21 protein-coding genes and 1 riboswitch are annotated in these 21,859 nt (G+C 37.5%); of the genes, 2 read left to right on the plus strand and 19 right to left on the minus strand.

Annotated features, from left to right (window positions below):
* Positions 1 to 539: 539 nt before the first annotated feature.
* The 11 genes from FG382_RS02155 to prsW all read right to left on the minus strand — a co-directional run bounded on the left by FG382_RS02155 (position 540) and on the right by prsW (position 10,941).
* Positions 540 to 1,256 (minus strand): hypothetical protein, encoded by a 717-nt coding sequence (locus FG382_RS02155; RefSeq protein WP_142537219.1) that lies wholly within the window; start codon positions 1,254 to 1,256, stop codon positions 540 to 542.
* A gap of 13 nt (positions 1,257 to 1,269) precedes the next feature.
* Positions 1,270 to 1,485: a DUF2768 domain-containing protein gene (locus FG382_RS02160; RefSeq protein WP_229677319.1), complete on the minus strand. Its 216-nt coding sequence runs from the start codon at positions 1,483 to 1,485 to the stop codon at positions 1,270 to 1,272.
* A 227-nt stretch (positions 1,486 to 1,712) separates the two neighbouring features.
* A complete protein-coding gene (locus FG382_RS02165) occupies positions 1,713 to 2,732 on the minus strand; it encodes an NAD(P)H-dependent glycerol-3-phosphate dehydrogenase (protein WP_142537220.1) in 1,020 nt (339 codons plus the stop codon).
* A 20-nt stretch (positions 2,733 to 2,752) separates the two neighbouring features.
* Complete coding sequence (gene der / locus FG382_RS02170; protein WP_142537221.1) at positions 2,753 to 4,063, minus strand: ribosome biogenesis GTPase Der; 1,311 nt, start codon at positions 4,061 to 4,063, stop codon at positions 2,753 to 2,755.
* A gap of 600 nt (positions 4,064 to 4,663) precedes the next feature.
* Positions 4,664 to 5,806, minus strand: coding sequence for a 30S ribosomal protein S1 (rpsA, locus tag FG382_RS02175; RefSeq protein WP_142537222.1), 1,143 nt, complete (start codon positions 5,804 to 5,806; stop codon positions 4,664 to 4,666).
* 93 nt (positions 5,807 to 5,899) lie between these two features.
* Entirely contained in the window at positions 5,900 to 6,487 is a 588-nt protein-coding gene (locus FG382_RS02180) for a lysophospholipid acyltransferase family protein (protein WP_142537223.1), read from the minus strand.
* 1 nt (position 6,488) lies between these two features.
* Positions 6,489 to 7,163: a (d)CMP kinase gene (cmk, locus tag FG382_RS02185; RefSeq protein ID WP_142537224.1), complete on the minus strand. Its 675-nt coding sequence runs from the start codon at positions 7,161 to 7,163 to the stop codon at positions 6,489 to 6,491.
* A gap of 211 nt (positions 7,164 to 7,374) precedes the next feature.
* On the minus strand, positions 7,375 to 8,022 hold the full coding sequence (locus tag FG382_RS02190; protein ID WP_142537225.1) for a flagellar brake protein: 648 nt from the start codon (positions 8,020 to 8,022) through the stop codon (positions 7,375 to 7,377).
* A gap of 74 nt (positions 8,023 to 8,096) precedes the next feature.
* Entirely contained in the window at positions 8,097 to 9,380 is a 1,284-nt protein-coding gene (locus FG382_RS02195) for a PepSY1/2 domain-containing protein (RefSeq protein ID WP_142537226.1), read from the minus strand.
* Between the two features lie 9 nt (positions 9,381 to 9,389).
* The gene (sleB, locus tag FG382_RS02200; RefSeq protein WP_229677346.1) at positions 9,390 to 10,154 is read right to left on the minus strand and encodes a spore cortex-lytic enzyme; all 765 of its coding nucleotides are present in this window, start codon (positions 10,152 to 10,154) and stop codon (positions 9,390 to 9,392) included.
* A 94-nt stretch (positions 10,155 to 10,248) separates the two neighbouring features.
* Entirely contained in the window at positions 10,249 to 10,941 is a 693-nt protein-coding gene (gene prsW / locus FG382_RS02205; RefSeq protein ID WP_142537228.1) for a glutamic-type intramembrane protease PrsW, read from the minus strand.
* 75 nt (positions 10,942 to 11,016) lie between these two features.
* Between prsW and FG382_RS02210 the strand changes: the two genes are divergently transcribed.
* Positions 11,017 to 11,991: an asparaginase gene (locus FG382_RS02210; RefSeq protein WP_280525879.1), complete on the plus strand. Its 975-nt coding sequence runs from the start codon at positions 11,017 to 11,019 to the stop codon at positions 11,989 to 11,991.
* Between the two features lie 66 nt (positions 11,992 to 12,057).
* Here the strand turns inward: FG382_RS02210 and FG382_RS02215 are convergent, their stop codons facing one another.
* The 5 genes from FG382_RS02215 to FG382_RS02235 all read right to left on the minus strand — a co-directional run bounded on the left by FG382_RS02215 (position 12,058) and on the right by FG382_RS02235 (position 17,501).
* A complete protein-coding gene (locus FG382_RS02215; protein WP_142537230.1) occupies positions 12,058 to 13,032 on the minus strand; it encodes a YpdA family putative bacillithiol disulfide reductase in 975 nt (324 codons plus the stop codon).
* Positions 13,033 to 13,066: 34 nt separating this feature from the next.
* Positions 13,067 to 13,828, minus strand: a complete 762-nt coding sequence (locus tag FG382_RS02220; RefSeq protein ID WP_142537231.1) for a metallophosphoesterase — start codon at positions 13,826 to 13,828, stop codon at positions 13,067 to 13,069.
* Positions 13,829 to 14,348: 520 nt separating this feature from the next.
* Positions 14,349 to 14,978 carry a LysM peptidoglycan-binding domain-containing protein gene (locus FG382_RS02225; protein ID WP_142537232.1) on the minus strand — a complete coding sequence of 210 codons (630 nt, stop codon included), beginning with the start codon at positions 14,976 to 14,978 and terminating at the stop codon, positions 14,349 to 14,351.
* Positions 14,979 to 15,058: 80 nt separating this feature from the next.
* Complete coding sequence (locus tag FG382_RS02230) at positions 15,059 to 16,474, minus strand: RecQ family ATP-dependent DNA helicase (RefSeq protein ID WP_142537233.1); 1,416 nt, start codon at positions 16,472 to 16,474, stop codon at positions 15,059 to 15,061.
* Positions 16,467 to 17,501: a YpbB family protein gene (locus tag FG382_RS02235; RefSeq protein ID WP_142537234.1), complete on the minus strand. Its 1,035-nt coding sequence runs from the start codon at positions 17,499 to 17,501 to the stop codon at positions 16,467 to 16,469. The genes FG382_RS02230 and FG382_RS02235 overlap by 8 nt, the downstream gene beginning before the upstream one ends.
* 110 nt (positions 17,502 to 17,611) lie before the next feature.
* On the opposite strand from FG382_RS02235, the gene FG382_RS02240 reads away from it, so the two are divergent.
* Complete coding sequence (locus FG382_RS02240; RefSeq protein ID WP_142537235.1) at positions 17,612 to 17,860, plus strand: ferredoxin; 249 nt, start codon at positions 17,612 to 17,614, stop codon at positions 17,858 to 17,860.
* A 193-nt stretch (positions 17,861 to 18,053) separates the two neighbouring features.
* Here FG382_RS02240 and FG382_RS02245 read toward each other — a convergent pair whose 3' ends face one another.
* From FG382_RS02245 to sigX, 3 genes are all read right to left on the minus strand, one after another.
* On the minus strand, positions 18,054 to 18,647 hold the full coding sequence (locus tag FG382_RS02245; RefSeq protein WP_142537236.1) for an ECF transporter S component: 594 nt from the start codon (positions 18,645 to 18,647) through the stop codon (positions 18,054 to 18,056).
* A gap of 158 nt (positions 18,648 to 18,805) precedes the next feature.
* Positions 18,806 to 18,941: riboswitch (FMN riboswitch) on the minus strand.
* Positions 18,942 to 20,064: 1,123 nt separating this feature from the next.
* The gene (locus FG382_RS02250) at positions 20,065 to 21,312 is read right to left on the minus strand and encodes a hypothetical protein (RefSeq protein WP_142537237.1); all 1,248 of its coding nucleotides are present in this window, start codon (positions 21,310 to 21,312) and stop codon (positions 20,065 to 20,067) included.
* On the minus strand, positions 21,305 to 21,841 hold the full coding sequence (gene sigX, locus FG382_RS02255; protein ID WP_142537238.1) for an RNA polymerase sigma factor SigX: 537 nt from the start codon (positions 21,839 to 21,841) through the stop codon (positions 21,305 to 21,307). Before sigX ends, FG382_RS02250 begins: the two co-directional genes overlap by 8 nt.
* Positions 21,842 to 21,859 lie beyond the last annotated feature (18 nt).

The raw sequence follows: 21,859 nt of genomic DNA on the forward strand, positions 1-21,859 counted from the left end.
CTTTCCACGAGGCATATTTGCTTCTAGTGGAACGCGACCAACACCACAAATCCGAATATGCTATTCTTACCGCACAGTGTTGCCTCCAAATGAGGTATCTTGCTACGCTATTATTCAGTTTATGGCTAAGAGCAACCAGTCAGTCATTGAAAGCAACTTATTTCTATTCGGAAAGCAACCAAATCACCCCTGAGAGCAACCAGATTCATGGTGAAAGCAACCATTTCTCAGATAACAAGTTTACTTGAAGTGGGACATCGTTAAATTTAAGCAATATCACCTTTACAAAGCTACACATTTTTCCAATTAATGGCTAAGAGCAACCATTCAATCATTGAAAACAATTAATTCTATCCGAAGAGCAATCAGATTCATAGTGAAAGCAACCAGTTTCTCAAAATAGCAAGTTTACTTCAAGCAGACGCCCATAAATACCAGCAGTATCCCCTTATCAACGAAAATAGGGAGGTGACAAAGTCACCTCCCTAACTATTATTCAGCTCCAAGTGTACCAAAAACCAAGTCTAAGTAAATAGTCTTTACTTAGCAGGAGTAAGCATGAATACAGGCTCGTTATTTTCATCTACCGTATATGGTAGCGAATATGCAGGAACAATGGCAAAATTATCCGTGAGTAAAAAGCGAATGTCATCTCCTGGTTTCACTTCTACCTTATTTTCTTGAAGCAGGCGGTGTAACTCGATGGAATAGTCCACATACACTTTCCCATCTCCAGTCGCTACTAAAGGCAATTGCGTGTCGGAATAAGGGCTTTGTACGGATAACTCGTTTTTGTAGCCCATTTTCTTGTAGTCTAGTTTATATACACCTTCGGCAATTATTTCTGCTACAGGTCCATATCCATTGATTCCTTTACGATAGTTAATGTCCCGTATTGCATCTGCAAGGCGCAAATCTACTAATTTCACCGTAGGATTTTCCTCTACGTCCATTAATACATATTGGTAAATTCCTCCTGCTTCATAGGAGTTTGCTGGTACTTTCCCCATATATGCGGGTACTACTTTTTTAAAATCAATCGGGTATTTAATATATTGATCCGTTTCCATATCACGTGTTTTTATCGGTAGTAATCCAGCCGAATCTTCTTTAAAGCTATTGACTGCATTTTGTACAGCATTCAATTGATCTTCATATGGCAATAAATTCTCTGGCTCATATCCACTTTTATAACTACAACCTGCTAATACTAGTATTCCTATTGTAAGGATCGCTAGTAAACGTAATTTTTTCATATGAATCTCCTTACTAAGCTTTTGTTGGATTAAAAATAATATAAATCATCGTGATGAAGCCTATAAATAACAATATGTATGCGATTAGACCAAAGATAAATTTTAAGAAAGCGTTTTTAAATTTTGTTTTCACAAAAAACATAAAAAGCATGGCTAAAAACATAGAACCCATGGAACCAAATGATATCCACATTTTATCCATTGACGATACTAACAATACAGGTAACACAAACTTCCCCACCTTTCTAAATACGACTTGGCGTATGTTCGTCCAGATTTTTCTCGAGCTAAGGGTCTGCACGTTGTTGGTCACTCAGGCATTGACGCAGGACGCGGCAATCTTAGCTAGAGTTCCTCAAAATTCAGCGGTGGCCCACGGACCATAGGTGAATTAAGTTAAATTATAACATTTCAAAAAAGAGTTGCTATTCAACAACTCTTTTCTTTGTGACAAATTTAGAACGATTTATAATCATCTAACTCATGCTTTTTCGTGCGATGCATCAAAATATCGACTGCTTCCTTCGGATGAATACCTTCAAATAACACCGAATACAAGGCTTCCGTAATCGGCATATCTACTTGTTGCTCTTTCGCTAGTTGATAAGCGGCTTTCGTCGTACGAACACCTTCTACGACCATTCCCATCTCATCTAATACCGTTTGGAGGCTTGCGCCTTTACCAAGCATATTTCCAGCTCGCCAGTTTCTAGAATGGACACTTGTACAGGTCACGATTAAATCACCCATGCCAGTTAAACCTGAGAACGTGTAGGCATCCGCTCCTAAGCTGATGCCAAGTCTCGTGATTTCTGCTAGCCCTCTTGTAATAAGTGCAGCCTTTGCATTGTCTCCGTAACCAAGACCATCTACGATTCCAGCAGCTAATGCAATGACATTTTTTAATGCTCCTCCTATTTCTACACCTACAACGTCATCATTGGTATAGACACGGAAAGAATTATTCATGAATAAATCTTGCACTTTTTCTGCTGCTTCCATTTTTTCGCTTGCTACAGTGACTGTAGTAGGATGCTGCAAAACTACTTCCTCTGCGTGACTAGGTCCAGATAACACTACAATCGCATCTGTGAAATCAGCAGGTAGTTCCTCCTCTAGCATTTCAGAAATGCGCTTTAATGAATCGGGTTCAATCCCTTTTGAAACATGTACAAATAATTTTTTCTCCATTAAAAAAGTTTTCATATCATGACAAACTTCTCGAATCGCTTTTGTTGGTACTGCGATCACGATAGTAGATGCATGATGAATCGCTTCCTCAAAATGACTTGTAGCTTTTAAATTGCTTGGTAACAAAGTATCTGGTAAATACTTTTTATTTGTATGATGTTCGTTAATTTCTCTTGCTTGATCTTCCCGATGGGACCACAAAAGACAATCATTATCATTATGGGCAAGCACCATTGCTAGCGCTGTTCCCCAGCTACCTGCACCAAGTACAGTTACTTTCTCCATTTCATTACGCCCCCTTACACTCAAGTTCTTGCGCGAGTAATGATGCGTATTGGAGTCCCTTCAAAATCAAAGGATTCACGAATACGGTTTTCTAAAAAGCGCTCGTATGAGAAATGCATCATCTCTGGCTCGTTTACAAACACAACAAATGTTGGTGGTTTAATTGCCACTTGTGTTGCATAGTAAATACGTAATCTTTTTCCTTTATCTGTTGGAGCTGGATTACGTGCTACTGAATCTTCAATTACTTCATTTAAAACAGAAGATTGCACGCGTAGTGAATGATTTTCGCTTACTTTGTTTACGATTGGCAACAAGCTATGCACACGTTGCTTCGTTTTCGCAGAAACGAACACGATCGGCGCATAATCTAAAAATTGGAAATGTTCACGAATCGATTTCGTCATTTCATTCATTGTTTTATCGTCTTTTTCAATAGCATCCCATTTGTTCATGACGATGATAACTGCTTTACCGCCTTCATGGGCATAGCCTGCAATTTTCTTATCTTGCTCTTGAATACCCTCTTCTGCGTTTAGAACGACTAACACAACGTCGGAGCGTTCAATCGCCTTTAAAGCACGAAGCACACTATATTTCTCCGTCGTTTCGTATACTTTTCCTTTTTTACGCATTCCAGCTGTATCGATCATGACGTATTCTTGCCCGTCAAACGAATACTCTGTATCAATTGCATCACGAGTCGTTCCAGCGATATCACTGACAATGACACGTTCTTGTCCTAAAAATGAATTGACTAAAGATGATTTCCCAACATTCGGTCTTCCGATTAAAGAGAATTTAATGACATCTTCACCGTATTCTTGATCTTCTACATTAGGGAAGTTTTTTGCTACTTCGTCAAGTAAGTCCCCTAATCCTAATCCGTGAGATCCTGAAATAGGAAATGGTTCGCCCATTCCTAATGTATAGAAATCATAGATCATTTCACGCATATCCGGATTATCAATTTTGTTTACGGCCAAAACAATTGGCTTTTTCGTTTTATACAAAATTTTAGCAACATACTCGTCTGCTGCTGTAACACCTTCTCGTCCATTTGTTAAGAAGATAATTACATCCGCTTCATCCATTGCGATTTCTGCCTGTTGTTTAATTTGTTCTAAAAAAGGTTCATCGCTTAGTTCGATACCACCTGTATCAATAATATTAAATTCATGTGTCAACCAATCGGCAGAACTATATATACGATCACGTGTTATACCCGGAATATCCTCCACGATAGATACACGTTCTCCTACGATACGATTAAATATAGTCGATTTGCCGACATTTGGCCTACCAACGATTGCTACTACTGGTTTTGTCATTACTATTTCATCCTTCCAACTTCGTCTAAGTTGTATTATACAACAAAAAGACAAAAGCAGGCGACTTCTTTGTCGAAGTCAACTGCTTTGTGAATTATAAGACTATTATATAAATATCAATAAGTGATTAGTTTAGCGTAGTTCAACTCACTTATTCCTTCTAAATAAGGCATTACGGGTGAAGAAACAATTGTTGCTCTTCAGTACAATATTTTAAGTTTGAAGATTTCCTAAATCCTTTAAATGCATCAATAATAGCTTTCTTATCTCTGTTTCAGATTCAAACGTGTCTAACGAATAAAGATCAACGATTTCATTTGTTACTTTATTCGATATTTCCCAAATTGACGACGGACTAGTGGTTCCATATTCAAGAAATACCTTAATAGTTTCTTCTATTGCTAGTACTTCAATATTTTTCGTAGAAATACTATCCCTCTTTCACTCAAATTTTGACGTTATTAATATATTCCAGAATCGTCCACTACATACCAAGTTATTGAGATTCATATAAAGCGTTCCTTACTTGTGACAAATTAATGCATAAATTATTAAAGGCCAGATGCACTTAATGAGCATCTGGCCTTTATATGTCTTATCTTATTTTGTAAAGTCTTTTAACTTGTCTCCAAGTACATCACTAATAGAGAAGCCTCTAGATTCTTCAGGTAACTGATAATCTGCCAAATCGAATGCTTCTTCGTTTTCGATCAAATCTTTAATACTTAGAGATAGCCTTTTTTCACTGCTATTAACGTCTAGCACTTTAACTTGTACTTCATCGCCTTCTTTTAACACTTCTTGAGGTGTGCCGATATGCTTGTGGGCGATTTGTGAAATATGAACAAGCCCTTCCACACCTGGAAGCACTTCTACAAATGCTCCGTAAGAAACCAGTCGTTTTACTTTACCAGTTAAAACAGATCCTTTTGCAGCCTTTTCTGCAATTTCATCCCATGGTCCAGGCAATGTATCTTTGATCGATAATGAAATTCTTTCCGAATCACGATCAATCGATAATACTTTAACTTTCACTTTCTGTCCTTCTTTTAAAACGTCCGCAACATTATCTAAATGCTCGTAGGATACTTGTGAAATATGCACAAGTCCGTCTACTCCACCGATATCCACGAACGCTCCAAAGGACGCTAAGCGTTGAACTGTACCATCTACAACATCTCCAGGCTGGATAGCCTCTAATGTTTTTAGTTTGCTAACCGATTTTTCATCTTCCACCACTGCTTTATGGGAAAGGATTAAACGATTTTTATCTTTTTCTAATTCGACAATTTTAAAGGTTAAAACTCTTCCTTTATAATCATCAAATGATTCAACGAAATGGTCTTCTATTAGAGATGCAGGGATAAATCCACGCACACCTAAATCGACTACTAGTCCGCCTTTAACTACTTCTTTTACTTCTGTTTCAATAATTTCTCCTGATTGGAATTGCTTTTCAAGTTGATCCCATGCTTTCTCGGCATCCACTTTTCGTTTAGAAAGAACAAAATTAGCTTCTTCCACTTTTGTAATCATAAGTTCCAGTTCATCACCGATGGAAACGGCGTCGGATGCTTTTTCAATATGCAAGCTAGATAGTTCACTAATAGGAACGATACCATCAAAAGGTGCACCTTCGATTGATACAATCACTGATTTCTCATCTACCTGTGCAACCGATGCTTTTACTAGATCTCCCTCTTTAAACTCATGTGTGTCGTTTAAGTTCATTTCTTCTGACATATGATATTCCTCCTTCACAACGTCTCTTATCTATTTTATGCGAACTGGCACAGAAATACAAAAAGAAGCACTTTTGAAATGGAAAAAATCTAATTATTTCGTTTTATATTGCTCCAATAATTCTGCAATATGAGCCATAATTACTTCTGTTACCTCTTCTGCGGATGCCTTTCTTTCACGGTATGGCTGCATATCAATTACATCCCCGTATACTACCTTTAAGCGTTTAAAAGGTTTATAAGGCCCAATAATTGCACAAGGAACAACATTGGCCTCTCCTCTTAAAGCAAAAAAGCCTGCTCCACTAAATCCTTTCCCTAGTTGTCCATCTTTACTTCTCGTTCCTTCTGGGAAAAGACCAACTACTTCACCATCTTTTAATAGTTTAATAGCGCGGCGAAGTGCATCTCGGTCACTCATTCCTCTTTTTACAGGAAATGCACGGACACCAGGTAATATACTTTTTAAAATAGGCAAGTTGAACAACTCTTCTTTTGCCATAAAGTTTACTGGTCTTGGCGCATTTATTCCGACAACGGGAGGATCTAAATTATCGATATGATTACTACATAATAAAATGCCTCCCTCTTTAGGAAAATTTTCTGCTCCAATTACTTCAAATCTGTAAATTGGTTTTAGAATGCCGAAAACAACTGTTTTTGCAAAGGAATAAAGATACATACTACACCATCCTTTCTTTTGCTAGCTGCATGATTTGTGCAGATACTTCTTCAATTGAAAGAGAAGTCGTATCAATATAGATTGCGTCCCTTGCTTGCGTTAAAGGTGATGCTTCTCGTTCACTATCGAGTTTGTCCCGAAGAGCAATCTCTTCTATCAATTCTTCTAAACTTGAAGGAATTCCTCTTTTTTGGTTTTCTAAGTATCTTCTCTTTGCACGTTCCTCCACACTAGCAGACATGAAAACCTTTAGTTCCGCATTTGTTAATACATGCGTGCCAATATCACGGCCGTCCATAACGATACCACCGTTTTTCCCCATATCCACTTGTCTTTCGACCATTTCTTCTCGCAAATCTGCATGCGCAGAAACTGCTGAAACGGAACTTGTAACTTCTTTGGAACGAATTTCTTCCGTTACTTCTACATTGTCCAAAAATACAAGTTGTCCATTTTCAGAAGGTTTTAAGTCGATTGTAGTGTCATGTAATAATTTCGTTAATTTTTCTCCGTCTTGCAAATCTATGTTTAAGCGAATGGCTTTATACGTGATTGCGCGATACATTGCCCCTGTATCTACATATGTATACCCTAATAACTCTGCTGTTTTTTTAGCTATAGTGCTTTTTCCGGCAGCTGCCGGTCCATCGATTGCGACTTGAATTCTTTTTGTCATACTTTTGCCTCCACTCTATTCGAATCTATTTTACCATATAACTTAAAAAGCGTAAGCGCTTATGTATACTTCAAATGACAATGTTTTTCTACCACGAACTTTGTGTAGGAAAAGAGCGCTTAAGCTAGTTCGATTCGGAGTAAAAAAGTGTATACTATTTTAATATCTGTTACTTTCACTTCAAAGAAAAAAAGCCTGTTTATACAGACTTTTAATCCCTGCTTTTTTTCCTAAGCATGACTTGCCGTTCAAAACAATAACGGACAATCAGTTGCTTATCCACTTCATCTGTATCAGAAAATTGCAATGATGCCAATGTGATTGAATCTCTTTGGAAAATTCGAATCGCTTTAGCAGTAGTCGTTACATATTTAGTATCTCCATTATTAAACGGAAGCGGAATCAATAAAGAAACCTCATCATCAGCGTTAAAATTCACCGGACGATTCAATACGACAGCTGTCCCACCGGCACTAATATCATCGGTCACAAATTGATACCTTTCGTCTTCAAATTGTACCGATATATCAAGTCTCGCTGCAACCCGCACAAAATCTCTACGTTGTATTTTGATGATTTCTGAATCTCCTGGAAAAGAAAGCTTAATCATTGGGATTTGCCCTTTTTTCTTGCTTAGTACCTCTGTTTGAAATGCAAATGCGGCTTTGGACTCTTCTGTATAGGAAACACGAAGCTGTGTTCCGTCCATAAGAAAAACGGTTCTACCTGTAATTGTATCTACCGGATAATCAACATAAATCGCGTAATCATCGCTGTCTATAATTTTGCATCGATATTTTTCTGGTTTTTCTGAAGTGGATGGCTCTAAAGTGAGTACTGTTCCAAGTTTAATATTCATAAGCAACCCTCATTAAGTGTCATAATATACTTATTATGACACTTAATGAGGCATATTTCTATCTAAAGTTATGTTTAAGGTAATTTTTCTGTGTGTAATATTTCATGCGTTTGGGCGTCTATATACGTTCTATGTGTGCCTATTGAATCATTTCTTGTTAACACTTCATAGGCAAGACGTTGTTGTAGCTCCTTGTTCTCTACATATGCCAATCTTTCTTCTTCAATTGTGAAGTCACCTGAAAAGATCTCTTTGTAATCGATTGGCACAACCTTTTGATCTCCAATATTTTCTTTTTGAATATATTCCATTGCATTTAAGCCTAAAAGTTCCCCATTATCTTTTGCGATTTTCAGATGCATACCATCCGCATAGATGAGTGCATCATTTTTTGCATCAACACGGGCAAAAGCTAAATGCCAGGCAATATGGTTTTCTCGATACTCTACCATTTCAGTGTCTGTATAGCCGAAAGATTTCATATAAGTGCTTGCTTTTTCTTTCATTGTTTCTGCACTTATCGTTGTCTTATCGAAAGGTCGCTCCAATAAATAAGAAAGTAAATGACCACCTTTTTTAGTGAAATCCGCATACCCTATTCTTATCCCTTTATGGAATTGAACGTGATAGAAAGGATACGGCGCATTTTCTGCACTTTCTGTTATATGAATTGTCGCGTCTTTCAACTCAGGAAATAGCTTGACGAAAGTTTGTTTTACTTGCTCAACTGTTACTTCAGAGTCTTTAATATGTTGTAAATCTTTCTTTTTTTGTTTGTCCGTTTCACTTGCTGTCATAGGAAAGTCACTTTCTGTGTAAGCTTTTACTGAATCACCTAGTGCCTTCCAGTTTTTATCGTTTTCTTTATTTGCTTTATTGTTTACAAAGGACGCAACGATATAATCCTTTTTGCCGCCATTTCGATTCGTAAAAGCCCATTGGTCGGATAGAGAGATTAAATTTTCTCTTGCATCCTTCATGCTTTTTTGCCATTCCTCGACCGGTATTTTACCTTCCTTTACTAGGGAAGCACTATTTCCGATTCGATTTAAATAATTCATCCACACAGTAGATGTCTCATGATCTATCGGTAGGGAGGATATCGAATCGCGAACATCGGAGGATAGTCTCCACACGTCTTCTAAAGGCTGATCGAGTGCCTCTTTATCTTGAAAAAGTAATGTCTGATCTATGGACTCACTCAATGTGATTAATTTCTCGGAAGCAGAGGTTAATTGATTGGAGTATTGACTTGCCAAGGCATTTTCCAACCGAGTATTTTTAGATTGAACGTTAAAATGGTACACAAGGAATACGACTGCGGCAGTAGCGACAATTACCCATATAAATTTTTTCATATGATCTCCTTATGCACAGAAAATATGCTGTCCGATTGTTTTTATTTGTGGTCTTGACCAAATCCATTTACTCGTTGCTGTCTTTGGATTGAAGTAATAGATAGCATTTTCTGTTGGGTCCCATCCATTCAATGCATCGAGTACTGCTTCTTTTGCACGTTCATTTGGCTCTAGCCAAATTTGACCATCCGCTACTGCAGTAAATGCTAGTGGTTGAAAAATTACCTCTGAAATGGTATTTGGAAAATCGGGATGCTCTACTCTGTTTAAGATTACGGCAGCAACTGCCACTTGCCCTTCATAAGGTTCTCCTCTAGCTTCCCCATATACTGCATTGGCAATTAGTTTTAAATCTTTTTCCGAATACTTTGGTGGAAGCTGCATATTGGAACTTTCCGATTGCTGGTTCTTAACTTGTTTTTCTAAATCCTGTCCACCATAAGTTGTAAAGCTATTTCCTTTTTTAATTTGTTCATGGACAAATTCTTTATTGAACTCGGAAACACTTACAAGCTTCTTCTTCGTATCCTCTCCTAGCAATCCATCCACCGGGATTCCATACTTTTCTTGAAAGTTACGAAGTGCCCAATATGTGTTATAACCAAATTTCCCATCTATTTGACTTGTATAAAATCCCGTGTATTGAAGTCTAGACTGTAATTCAATTACATCGTCCCCGTAGGCTCCACGTTCAACTATTTGCGTGGAGAAAGCCTGAGTAGGTTGTTCTTCCTGTAAAATCGCATAGCTCGCCGTACAAAATATTAAGCTAATTAGGATATACTTTAGTTTTTTCAAACGACATCTCTCCTTTATATCTAGCTTGGATAAGATGTGCGTAAATATACAAAAAAAATCTAGCTACTCGCTAGATTTCCTCTCCAATAAAATATTCATGCTGCTCCATTCTTTTATGACGCGATAAAATATGAGCTTTTTTTGCCTTCGATAAACCAAATAGCCATAAAAATAGCATGAAAGGTACTATTAGTAGTAATTCCAAACCTTTAATGATCAAAATGCTATTATAAATAGTGTGTAAAACAAAGGAGGCTATAAAAGCATACATAATTTCATTTTTTGCTTTTTTAGATGCAGCAAATTTTGCTCTTCCTAAATAATAGCCCATCACTACACCAAATAAAGCATGACTTGAGACTGGTAGTAAGGCACGCATAAATGCCGCATCCATCCCAAAGTTTAGTAAGAACAAAATATTTTCGACAGTCGCAAATCCCAGGGCAACACTAGCACCATACAAGATCCCATCATACGGGTCATCAAACTCTATATGTTTGTAGATAGCGATAACTAATATTAGCCATTTAAAGAATTCTTCCAAAGCACTTGTAATAAGTGCTTGATGAATAAATAAAGAACTAAATAGCTCTTCCTCTTCAATCACATGTTGAATAAATAAGATGGGAAATGTTAAGATGGCACCATATATAAAAGAATGTAATAATAATTTGGAAGGCTCTTTTGCGATTTCTTTACGTAAATAAAAATAACTTAAAAGTGCAAGTGCTGGCGCAATTGCAACGGAAAGCAGTATGAACATATGCGTACTCCTTCCAATAGATTATCTTTATTATACATCTTTTTATCGATAAATTGTAAAAATTACGGAGGTTTTATTGTGAAATCTATTTTACTTATTCATACAGGCGGAACTATTTCCATGCAAGTACAAGCGGATACCGGTGCTGTCGTTCCCGCGGAGAATAATCCTCTTATTTTAGAAGGCGAAAAACTGAAGCAATTTGCCAATATTATAGAAATAGAAGCTTTTAATTTGCCATCGCCACATATTACGCCAAAAGAAATGTTCAAGCTGAAGCAAATAATAGAACAATATATGCGTGAACAAACGATTGACGGAGTAGTAATTACCCACGGAACGGACACATTGGAGGAAACTGCTTACTTTTTAGACTTAACTCTTAATACTTCTATACCAGTTGTTATTACAGGGGCAATGCGTTCTTCCAATGAAATAGGATCAGATGGCCTATATAATTTAGTTTCTGCTATCAAAGTTGCTTGTTCAGAAGAAGCGCAGGATAAGGGAGTTTTAGTTGTATTAAATGATGAAATACATACTGCGGAGAATGTTACAAAGACGCACGCCAGCAATGTAAGTACATTCCAGAGCCCTCAATACGGTCCGATTGGCTTTATCTCAAAAAGTATTGTACATTTTCACCATACACCGCTCCATCGTACAGTATTACCTATTGAAGAGATTTCACAGAGAGTTGCACTCTTTAAAGTATACGCGGGAATGGAGCCTGATTTGTTGGCAGCATCCATTCAATTAGGATATTCAGGCATTGTGCTGGAAGGTCTAGGACAAGGAAATGTTCCACCTAGTCTAACTCCAATCATAGATGAAATTCTAAAAAAAGAAATACCAATTGTGATTGTCTCAAGATGCTTTAATGGAATAGCCCAAGACGTATATGGTTATTTAGGTGGCGGGAAGGGCTTAAAAGATCTAGGTGTGATGTTCGCCAATGGCCTAAATGGACAAAAGGCAAGACTAGCACTCCTCGTTGCGTTGCATAATACGAATCCTCGTGATGCTATGAGCAAAATCTTTTCTGTCTAATATTGTGAAAAATAATGGCATATTGCATTCGCCATCCAACTTATTCGCTGTAAAAAGCGCAAAGATTTAACTTTCTTTGCGCTTTTTTTCTATTTCTTTTGCTATTTGGTCTCCGTGGAAACGACCATTTTCTATAAATATTTCATTTGCATTGTTACCTGCAGCAATAACCCCGGCTATAAAAATTCCTTCTATATTGGTTTCCATTGTTTCTGCATTATATGTAGGACGACCGGTAGTAGGATCAATTTCAATCCCCATTTGCTTTAAAAAACTATGATTCGGATGGTAGCCGGTCATTGCAAATACGAAATCATTTTTTATTTGAAATTCCCCGTCCGTTCCTTTTAATATGACTTCTTGTTCATCGATAGATATTACTTCTGTGTCAAAATGCATGTCGATTTCACCATTTCGAACGAGCCCCTCAAACTCTGGCAATACCCATGGTTTTATACTTGGAGAATACGTACTTCCACGATACACAACCGTAACATTCGCTTTTGCTTTATTTAACTCAAGCGCTGCATCAATTGCAGAGTTTTTACCGCCAATCACTAGTACCTGGTGATCAAAAAATGGATGCCCCTCTTTAAAATAATGGCTTACTTTCGGCAAATCCTCTCCTGGTATACCTATAAAATTCGGATGATCGTAATAACCGGTTGCAATAATGACGTACGTTGCATGATACGTAGCTTTCGATGTTTGGACGATGAAATAATCTCTTTCTTTTTCCACCTGACTAACATATTCATATTTGTTCACTTGTATGTTTTTTAGTTTTGCAACTTCTCTATAGTAGACCAAAGCTTGATTGCGCTTTGGTTTCCGTTCTTCCACGAGAAAAGGAACATCTCCAATTGCTAGCTTTTCACTTGTGCTAAAAAATGTTTGGTGTGTTGGATACTTATAGATTGCCTCCACAATATTCCCTTTTTCAATCACTAGTGTATGTAAACCAATATTTTGCATGGAAATAGCAGCTGCTAGCCCACATGGTCCTCCTCCAACGATAATGACATCAACTTGTTGTACCACTTGTAAAAACTTCCTTCCCTTTCACACGGTGTTATTATTCACCGTACATTGTAATCACATGACACTCCGATTTTGCACCTAATCGAAGAGGCACGCCTGTCGTTCCAAAGCCATTGCTAACAAGCTCCGCACTAAAATCTTTTTCTTTAAAAGTACCGTTTTCATAAATACCAAATGGTCCAAAACGGATTTGGCCGCCATGTAGATGTCCTGCTAAGAACAAATGCGGTTTACTTACTTTTTTAGCGTTATTAAAATATGCAGGCGCATGGGTGATGAAAATAACAATATCCTCTTCTTTTACATCTTGAAACGCGTCATATATATTTACTTTACCACTAAATCCATCGTTGACTCCAACAAGGCGAATCGGTGTACCATCAACAGTCCGTTCGACGGATCTATTGACCAATAGATGAACATCATTTTTTTCTAATATACGAATTAAATTTTGCTCCCCCACTTCTCGGTCATTGTTGCCAAATACGTAAAAAACCTCTCCCAGTTTTTTTAGTTGCTCGATATTATGTGCCGTTCGTTGTAAAGGAACCCCTTTTTCAGTGAGATCTCCTCCGATAATCACGATATCTACCTTGCCCATAAGCGAGTGAATGAGTTTGCTATCTATTTTACGACGGTGAATATCCGAAATAAAAAAAAGATGCACTTGGGAACCTGGTCTCATTTCTTTCACCTGAAGCTTATGGTTTTTTACATTAACTTGAAATGCCAAGTAGAGCATGTAAAGTAAAAGGCAGACTGCCAAACCGGATACTACCAAAAGGATATATACCAACTAAAAACCTCCTAATCATAAAGTGAAACTTCAAACAGTGGGGGTTTTTCGACGTACAGGACGTGCTAGTGGGGACGTTGCGCTTTTAGTCTCCGTCATCCCCCACTGTTTGTTAGTTGAGGCCCACACGATGTGGGTCACACAGATGTTGCAAACGCTTTTTTATTTTGCGACGAGCTTTGCGCAGGAGCAACACGATGTTGCGTACTTAGTCTGTGGTCATTCAATCGGGCTTTACGAGCAGTTGATCTCCCACTTATCTTTTCGTTTATCTTAAATCTTGAACTGGGAGTCTTTACTGCCCTTTAATGCCGGATAAAGTAAAAAAGCTTCTGTCTTTGCCTCCGAGAAAGGGGCAAGACAATAGATCACTTCGCTAGGCATGTATAAAAGGACAGGGAAGTCCCCTGTCCTTTCAAGTCTACACTACCTAAACTTATGAATCGTCTTTTCGAAATTAGAACCTTCTCTATCTATATATGCAGCGAAGATTCTAAGTGACCTTCTTTCGATACATTTATTAAGGCAGGATTAACTTTTGACCTGCAGAAATAGCATTGGATGATAGACCATTAGCAGATTTAATTTTTTCGACTGCATTTGGGTCCTTGTAATAATTGACTGCAATACGGTACAGTGTTTCATTTTCTTTTACAATATGTGTTCTAGATGGAGTTTCCTTTTTTGGTTGTTCCACTTTCGGCTCTTCTACTTTTGGCTTTTCCACTTTAGGTTGCTCTGTCTTTGGTTGTTCTATTTTTGGTTGTTCTACTTTAGGCTCTTCTACTTTTGGTTCTTCTGTTACTGAAGCCTCTTCTACTTTTTTATCTTCTGCTGCTGCAGCTTCTTTTTCTTCTTCCTCTTCTTTAGGGCTATTCGTTATTGTTTTGGTCTCCACTTGAATAATTCCCGCTTCCTGTACCTCTTCGGTATCCTTAGGAGTGTAAATAAATTGCACATATAGAAAAATACAAACCGGTATTAGAATAAAAATAAAAAATAAAGTCGGTAATAGGATGTTTTTTGATTTTTTCTTTGCTTTTTTTCCAGAATTTGATCTTCTACGACTTCTTAGCTCTACGTTTTCGTCCTCTACATGGATGGATTGTCTATGTTCATCTATTTTCTTTTGATAGTCGTCTTGGTTCATATTTTTCAAACTCCATTTCTGCCATTATATCTACTACTATTATGCCGAATTTTGTTGAAAAAGTAAACTTCTCGCCTGCATTAAGAAAGTAACAGTTCATCTAATTTAATCTTCCAATTCATTTCTTCCTTTTGTTCCGATCGTTGTTTTCTCTCTACCAGAATTTCTTGTAAAGGTAGTGAACACTTAGAGCAGCAATACTTGGGACGATTCGTTAGTTCTTCATCAAAGTAGTGTAACAATTGCTCTCGTATACATACTTCATTTTGCAGCATCGTATATAAAGAAAGGATTTCAGCCCATTTTTTTTGTTTAATTGTTTGAAATAATTGAATTGTCTCTTGCTCTTTTAACTCTTCTTTCCAGTAATCCAATATCCTCGTGGTCGTTTCCGGTAATTGTAATGATATATCATTGGACTCATATGCAAGGCGAATATCCGCTTCTTCAGGGAAATCTTGCATCGCGACATAGAAGGCCTGCTCTACATCCGTAGCTGTAAATAGCAAGGAAGCAATAGACTGCGCTCCGTCACGTGCAGCTCTCCCCACTTCTTGCATATAGCTTGCTATGGATGTCGGAATATGGTCATGTATAATTTGTCGAATATTATCCTTATGTATTCCCATTCCAAAGGCATTCGTTGCGCAAATCCACTCCAGCTGGCCTTGCTGAAACTGTTGTTGGACTAAAATACGATCATCCTGCTCCATTTTGGCATGATAATACGCGACACGAATCCCTCTTTTTTGTAATTCATGTGCATACATCTCTGTTTTTTTACGAGACTGTGTATACAAAATACCAGGACCATTGGTGGACGTAACTCTACCGATAATCCAGGCAAGCTTTTCTTTTGCATCTTTAACTTCAACCGCCTCATACGCAATGGCGGGCCGATCAAGGGAATGGATATACTCAAACGGCTCCCTCATTAATAATGTCGTTTTTATATCTTCCACTACTTTACTAGTTGCTGTAGCAGTTAAAGCAAGGACATTTGTTTGCCGAAATTGTTGTAACCATTTTGCAATTCGTAAATAGTCTGGCCGAAAATCAAATCCCCATTGAGAAATACAATGTGCTTCATCCGCGACAATATATGCAATACGAATAGCAGAAAGTGCATGATTAAAACGGTCATTTTGCAGCATTTCTGGGGAAGTGAATATAAATTTGTAAGAAGACAAATTTCGAAAAACCTTTTCCTTTTGCTCAAAGGATAAAAAAGAGTTAATCGCAACCACTCTTTTTTCACCTAATATTTTCAATTGCTCCACCTGGTCTTGCATTAAAGAAAGCAAGGGAGAAACGATGACGATTGAGCCTTCCATCAAATATCCTGGCAATTGATATAATAATGACTTACCCATACCAGTTGGTAATATGGCAACGACATCTTGTCCTGCTATTACCTGTTCTATTATTTCTTTTTGCCCTTCCCTAAATGAATCGTAACCAAATTTATACTTTAATACTTCAGTTAACTTATCCATTTATTTCTTCTCCTTTAGTTAGCGCTAATCTAATTTGAAAATAACTTAAATCAGGAAGCTCCTCACGAATAATTTTTAACTTTTTCGTTTGTCGCTCCCGTGCAATATGTAATACTTTTTGAACCTGTTCATTTGAAATAAAGGCTTGAATAGGAAAAGCTGGATCAGCTGAAACAATTTCAATTACATGGTCTTCTATCGTATTTTCTTTTAAAAAACGCATGCGTGCTATTTCCTCGATCGAATAGCCTTTTGCAAATAATTGACTAGTTTTGGATGCGGAATCTGTCAAAGGATTTTGTACGTAAATACCCTTCGTTAATACATGCAAATCTGGGTATTTCTCTTCAGTTATGTCGTTTAAAAGGATATGTAAGCATTCGATGAATAAAAATTTCACATCTACAACATTCAAATGATGGTGACTAGCAAGTTGCTCCCAAGTCAACCCACTATTTTTGTACCCACTTAAACGGTAAACAAACAAATTACGATGGATTTCTAGTAAGCGATTGTTTTCAAGCAAGTGAAACAACTGCTTTTTAAAATGAGAACCAAAAGAACTCGAATGAAAATCTTTTTCCTGCAAAAATACTTTAACAAAATGATGAATCTCATTGCTTTTTTGAACAGGCACGAACTTCTTTTCATTTCCTTGAAACTGGGATAGCGTCTGAACGATTAATTCCAAACGTCCCCAAAAAATAAATTCTTTTCCCCGGAGGACCCATCCATTATAAAAAGGACGTCGAATAGAAACTATTTGATGCAAACCTTTTTCAGTAATAGCGACCCTAGATTCATTCATTACGATAAAGCCTTCTGCATGGAGATTCTTCATGAATTCCTCATATGTTTCTTTTGCTAGTTTTGGATATAAACTAAAGTAAGGATGCAGTTGAAAGTACGTCACATCTTGAATTGTTTGACCAGATTTTTTCCCTTTCAATAAATAATAAGGTGCTGTAGATGACCTTTCTCCTTGAAATTTGTGTATAATTAATAACAGTAATTGTTGAAAATACAATGGAAATCCCTCACATATGAAAGTATTTTGGTTGAAATGTAACGAAAATATCTTTAGAATGAATAAGATAGCAGATTCGTGAAAGCAGATATAAAGGAGAGAATTTAGGAATGGCTAAATATACAATTGTTGATCAGGATACATGCATCGCATGTGGTGCATGTGGCGCTGCTGCACCAGATATATATGACTATGATGATGAAGGAATTGCTTTCGTTATTTTAGATGATAACACGGGTACTACAGAAGTTCCAGATGAACTACTAGAGGATATGGAAGATGCATTTGAGGGTTGCCCTACCGATTCTATTAAAGTAGCAGAGGAATCTTTTGAAGGCGACGCATTAAAGTTTGAATAGACTTTGCAACCGATAAAGAATATGTAAGGGTTTAAAACTCTTGCATATTCTTTTTTTCTGTACTAAATTACTGCTCGAATCATCCTAAAGCAAATATAACACATACGAACATACATTTTCATCAAAAAAATGTAGTAGCCCCTCTATGTACAAAAGGTTGTTTCTCTTAAATAAGAGAAACAACCTTTTAACGTTAATTTATATTGGCTGTGCCAAATGAATGTGTCACTTTATCAAGTAATGGCTTCATTCGTTTGAATAAAACAATCATGACAATAGCTACTAAAATACCTTTTATAAGATTAAACGGTAAAATACCGAAAATGATGGAATTGAATAATGCTGTTCCTGTTTCCATTGGGAAATTTAAGAAATAAGCATACATCGGTAAAAATACATAATAGTTTAATACACTCATACCGATTGCCATGGAAATCGTCCCACAAGCTAACCCGTAGGTAATTCCTTTAGATGATGTAGCTTTGCGATAAATAAGATAAACGGGCGTTAAAAACAAAATGCTTGTTACGAAGTTCGCCATATGTCCTACTGGAACACCAGTCGGGCTACCTGCAAACAACCAATCTAACACATTTTTCAAAAATGCCACAAGAATACCAGCAAGCGGTCCCATCGTGATTGCTGCAATTAATGCTGGAATATCACTAAAATCTACTTTCAAATAAGCTGGTAACGCTGGTAATGGAAATGCAAGAAGCATTAATACAAAAGAAATACTACTTAACATAGCGATTGCGATCAGCATTCGCGTCTTACCTTTTAACATAAAATCCTCTCTCCTTTTGCGATTCACTCCACAAGAAGAAAGGTTCAGCACGTTTTCTTTTACTCAAAAAATCCCTTAAGCTATTAATAGGCTTAAAGGAGTCAAAGGTACACTTAAACAAGCGTATCCGTATAAGAGCATACGAAAAACGACTGCACCTTCACCTTCTCCCATCCAGACTATACTGTCGGCTTTGGAATTTAACCAAATCAACCTTAAATTAACGGCTCGCGGGCTCATGAAATAACTTCAATTACCGCCGGTCGGGAATTTCACCCTGCCCCGAAGATGAATCAATATTTTATTGTCCTTCAAGCTTTATCTTGAATTAAATACATCTTATCAAAGTTTTATATGTATTGCAATACAGTTGCTCAAAAACATTAAATACCTATCACTTTACTATGCATTGTATAAATAAATAGAATATGAAGGCGTTCTAAGTTGCTATATTAGATTATCCTTCTCCTATAAACAACATCTAAGATAAAAGTTCAAGCATCGGTTCATGACCAGATATAGGAGGGTAGACGAGTGATGGAATGAGGTACACTATAGGGATACTGTGCGGTAGTGAGTTGAATGAAGTGGACGCTTGGATTTCCGCTACAGGGTGGACGCTTTCCGCGGGCACGGCTTCCATCTCCTCGGAGCTCTCGCTCCTGCGGGGCTTTCAGCTCATACTGTTCCCGTCGGAGTCGCCACCCCTTCGCTACAATCTAATAGAGTTTGTTATTTACTTCAATGAGACACTAAATTTAGTACTACGTTGCATTTTCTATTGGTGAAAACCTTTGATTAGTTGAAAAGATATACTATCTAGCGATTGTGATTAATTATTGGGAGCTGCCATTGCTTGAATGGCTAATAGCAACCATCCCTATAATTTGTACTGTACATAAAATGATTTTAAATGAGAAACAGCTTGACAGTGGTAAATAAATGAAAGAGCTTTTTTGCATTTAATTATGGATTAGTCAGCAAGTTCTATTGATGGAAGCGCAAGGCGGCGACACCTGCGGGATCAGCGGGACAGGTGAGACCCCGCAGGAGCGTGCGACGAGGAGGCTCACCGCCCGCCCCGCGGTAAGCGTCCGCCTGGAGCGGAAATCAATTGCCTTTGCCGTATCTCTTTACCGCGCAGTTTCCCTATAATGTGAAGTAGCTCGCTACACTATTTTCTTGATAATGTTTAAGAGCAACCATCCTTTAAAATAAAGAGTTTTCTTGAAGTGAGACACAGATAAATACCACACAGTATCTCTATATCACGTACTGCCCCAAAAATGACATATCTGATATTAATTAAAAAAAGTTATCAGATGTCTAATTTCCACAAATACTTAAGCTAGAAAAATGCGCGGAAGAAATGATCAGATCACCTCTTCCACGCATTTCGAAAATATGCAAAGCAAACTTATTTATCACTCATAATAAACCCATTCGGTCCAAGTGGAACTGGTAAAGATTTTGTTAAATCGAATTCTGCCCACTGTTGTTGCACTAGGTTTTCTAGCTTTACTTCTTCACCGAAGCTTGCAGCTGTTAGAGCAAATGCTTCAATTAATCTAGTTGCCGCAAACGGATCTAACGCCTCTAAATCTAGTTGCTCATCAAAACGGACGACTGCTGTACCGTTTTGCTCCGAATATGTGTATGAAACATTGGAAGGGATAACCGATGTATAGAAATCATTTTCTACATCTTTCATTGCCAGCAACGCCTCAGAAAGCGATTTATACGTATTTCCAAAACTAGGAGACAAATAATCCTCCCCGTTACTTGCATGGTAGATATAAAAATTGTAGTGGCCTGAAGAACCAGGTAACTTCCTCGGCTCCTTTATCTCACCGGCTTGATCCCATACGATTGTCGTACCGTCTTCATTCACGGGTAAAATTGAATCAAAATCAGTAAATATTTCATTCAATGATTGTTCATAGGTTGTCGTAGACCCTGATGCTCTGTCGTATCCATGGTCGTTAGGCAAATAATGTTTTAACACATTTCCTTCCACTACGAAATACCCTTTATACGGATGATACTCCATAAATCCCAATGCTTCTTCATCAATCTGGGCTGCATAACGTTCATACAACTGCAAACTCGTTGGGGTTCCATCTGGGAAATCTGCTTCCATCCGTTCTTTTGGAATAATGATTGATATAGGAACGGTTAATGCATTCTCTACTAATGAAAAATGGAAAACGGTTCCTCCATTTATACTTTCTTCATAAACCGAAGTTGTTTTATGGAGTGGGATCAACTCTATAGGAGTATCTAGCATCTTCGTCATGGCCGTCATTTCATTTGCCTGTTGGGGCGCTGCATCTTCTTCCATTACTGTTTCGCTTTCTTCTTTTGCGTCCATCGTTCTTAGATTCTCTGATTGTTCAGTGCTATCATTGGACATCGATTTTTCTTCTTGGTTCGTATAGGAAGAAACAAGGAATGTTAAGAGAAGAATAGCCGCAACGGAAACGACAAAAGGCATCCATTTTGAAAATGACATGACCATTATTTTTCTTTTTTCTTCTTTGACTTGAGCTTCTATTTCTATTTTTACCCGATTATACACTTCTTCTTTGGAACGATGATCTGTAAATTTGGGCATATTTTGTAAAAGCTCATCAATTGATGTCTCTTCTTTTTTTCTATCACTCATGATGAACTGTACCCTCCTTTTCCTGCACAGATAATCGTTCTCGGAGTGCTTTGATCGCACGATGTTGCGTTGTCTTCACTTTCCCTTCTGTCCAACTTAATACTTGTGCTGTTTCTGCTATGGAAAGCTCTTGAAAATAACGCATAATGATGACCATTTTTTGATCACCTGTACAATCGTCAAGAGCTATAAGTAATGCTTTCATTTCATCGTTAAGCTGTACAGAATCCTCTGGTAGCATTTCGTTTGATTTGAGCTGCATTGTCTCCCAATCAAATGATTCAAACAATCTTTTCTTGCGCACTGCTTGTTTCCTAAAATGATCAATCGCCACATTTTTGGCGATGGAAAATAACCATGTTTTTTCCGAACTCTTTCCTTCAAATTTACTATAAGCCCTTATTACCCGTACATATACTTCTTGGACCAAGTCTTCCGCAGTTTGCCTATTTTTCACCAAATAAATAAGAAACTGAAAAACGTCTTGATGATAACTATCATACAAGCGGTGGAAAACGGAGTCATTCATAAGCTCCCCCCGTTCTTC

This window comes from Psychrobacillus lasiicapitis (assembly GCF_006861795.1).
GTDB classification, from domain to species: Bacteria; Bacillota; Bacilli; order Bacillales_A; family Planococcaceae; genus Psychrobacillus; species Psychrobacillus lasiicapitis.

What these genes read in the sequence shown, in the direction of transcription:
- der (WP_142537221.1), bottom strand. Translation starts at nt 4,063, where the DNA reads ATGACAAAACCAGTAGTAGCAATCGTTGGTAGGCCAAATGTCGGCAAA.
- FG382_RS02195 (WP_142537226.1), bottom strand. Translation starts at nt 9,380, where the DNA reads ATGAAAAAATTTATATGGGTAATTGTCGCTACTGCCGCAGTCGTATTC.
- cmk (WP_142537224.1), bottom strand. Translation starts at nt 7,163, where the DNA reads ATGACAAAAAGAATTCAAGTCGCAATCGATGGACCGGCAGCTGCCGGA.
- FG382_RS02225 (WP_142537232.1), bottom strand. Translation starts at nt 14,978, where the DNA reads ATGAACCAAGACGACTATCAAAAGAAAATAGATGAACATAGACAATCC.
- prsW (WP_142537228.1), bottom strand. Translation starts at nt 10,941, where the DNA reads ATGTTCATACTGCTTTCCGTTGCAATTGCGCCAGCACTTGCACTTTTA.
- FG382_RS02190 (WP_142537225.1), bottom strand. Translation starts at nt 8,022, where the DNA reads ATGAATATTAAACTTGGAACAGTACTCACTTTAGAGCCATCCACTTCA.
- FG382_RS02250 (WP_142537237.1), bottom strand. Translation starts at nt 21,312, where the DNA reads ATGAGTGATAGAAAAAAAGAAGAGACATCAATTGATGAGCTTTTACAA.
- sigX (WP_142537238.1), bottom strand. Translation starts at nt 21,841, where the DNA reads ATGAATGACTCCGTTTTCCACCGCTTGTATGATAGTTATCATCAAGAC.
- FG382_RS02230 (WP_142537233.1), bottom strand. Translation starts at nt 16,474, where the DNA reads ATGGATAAGTTAACTGAAGTATTAAAGTATAAATTTGGTTACGATTCA.
- rpsA (WP_142537222.1), bottom strand. Translation starts at nt 5,806, where the DNA reads ATGTCAGAAGAAATGAACTTAAACGACACACATGAGTTTAAAGAGGGA.
- FG382_RS02240 (WP_142537235.1), top strand. Translation starts at nt 17,612, where the DNA reads ATGGCTAAATATACAATTGTTGATCAGGATACATGCATCGCATGTGGT.
- FG382_RS02165 (WP_142537220.1), bottom strand. Translation starts at nt 2,732, where the DNA reads ATGGAGAAAGTAACTGTACTTGGTGCAGGTAGCTGGGGAACAGCGCTA.
- FG382_RS02245 (WP_142537236.1), bottom strand. Translation starts at nt 18,647, where the DNA reads ATGTTAAAAGGTAAGACGCGAATGCTGATCGCAATCGCTATGTTAAGT.
- FG382_RS02180 (WP_142537223.1), bottom strand. Translation starts at nt 6,487, where the DNA reads ATGTATCTTTATTCCTTTGCAAAAACAGTTGTTTTCGGCATTCTAAAA.
- FG382_RS02155 (WP_142537219.1), bottom strand. Translation starts at nt 1,256, where the DNA reads ATGAAAAAATTACGTTTACTAGCGATCCTTACAATAGGAATACTAGTA.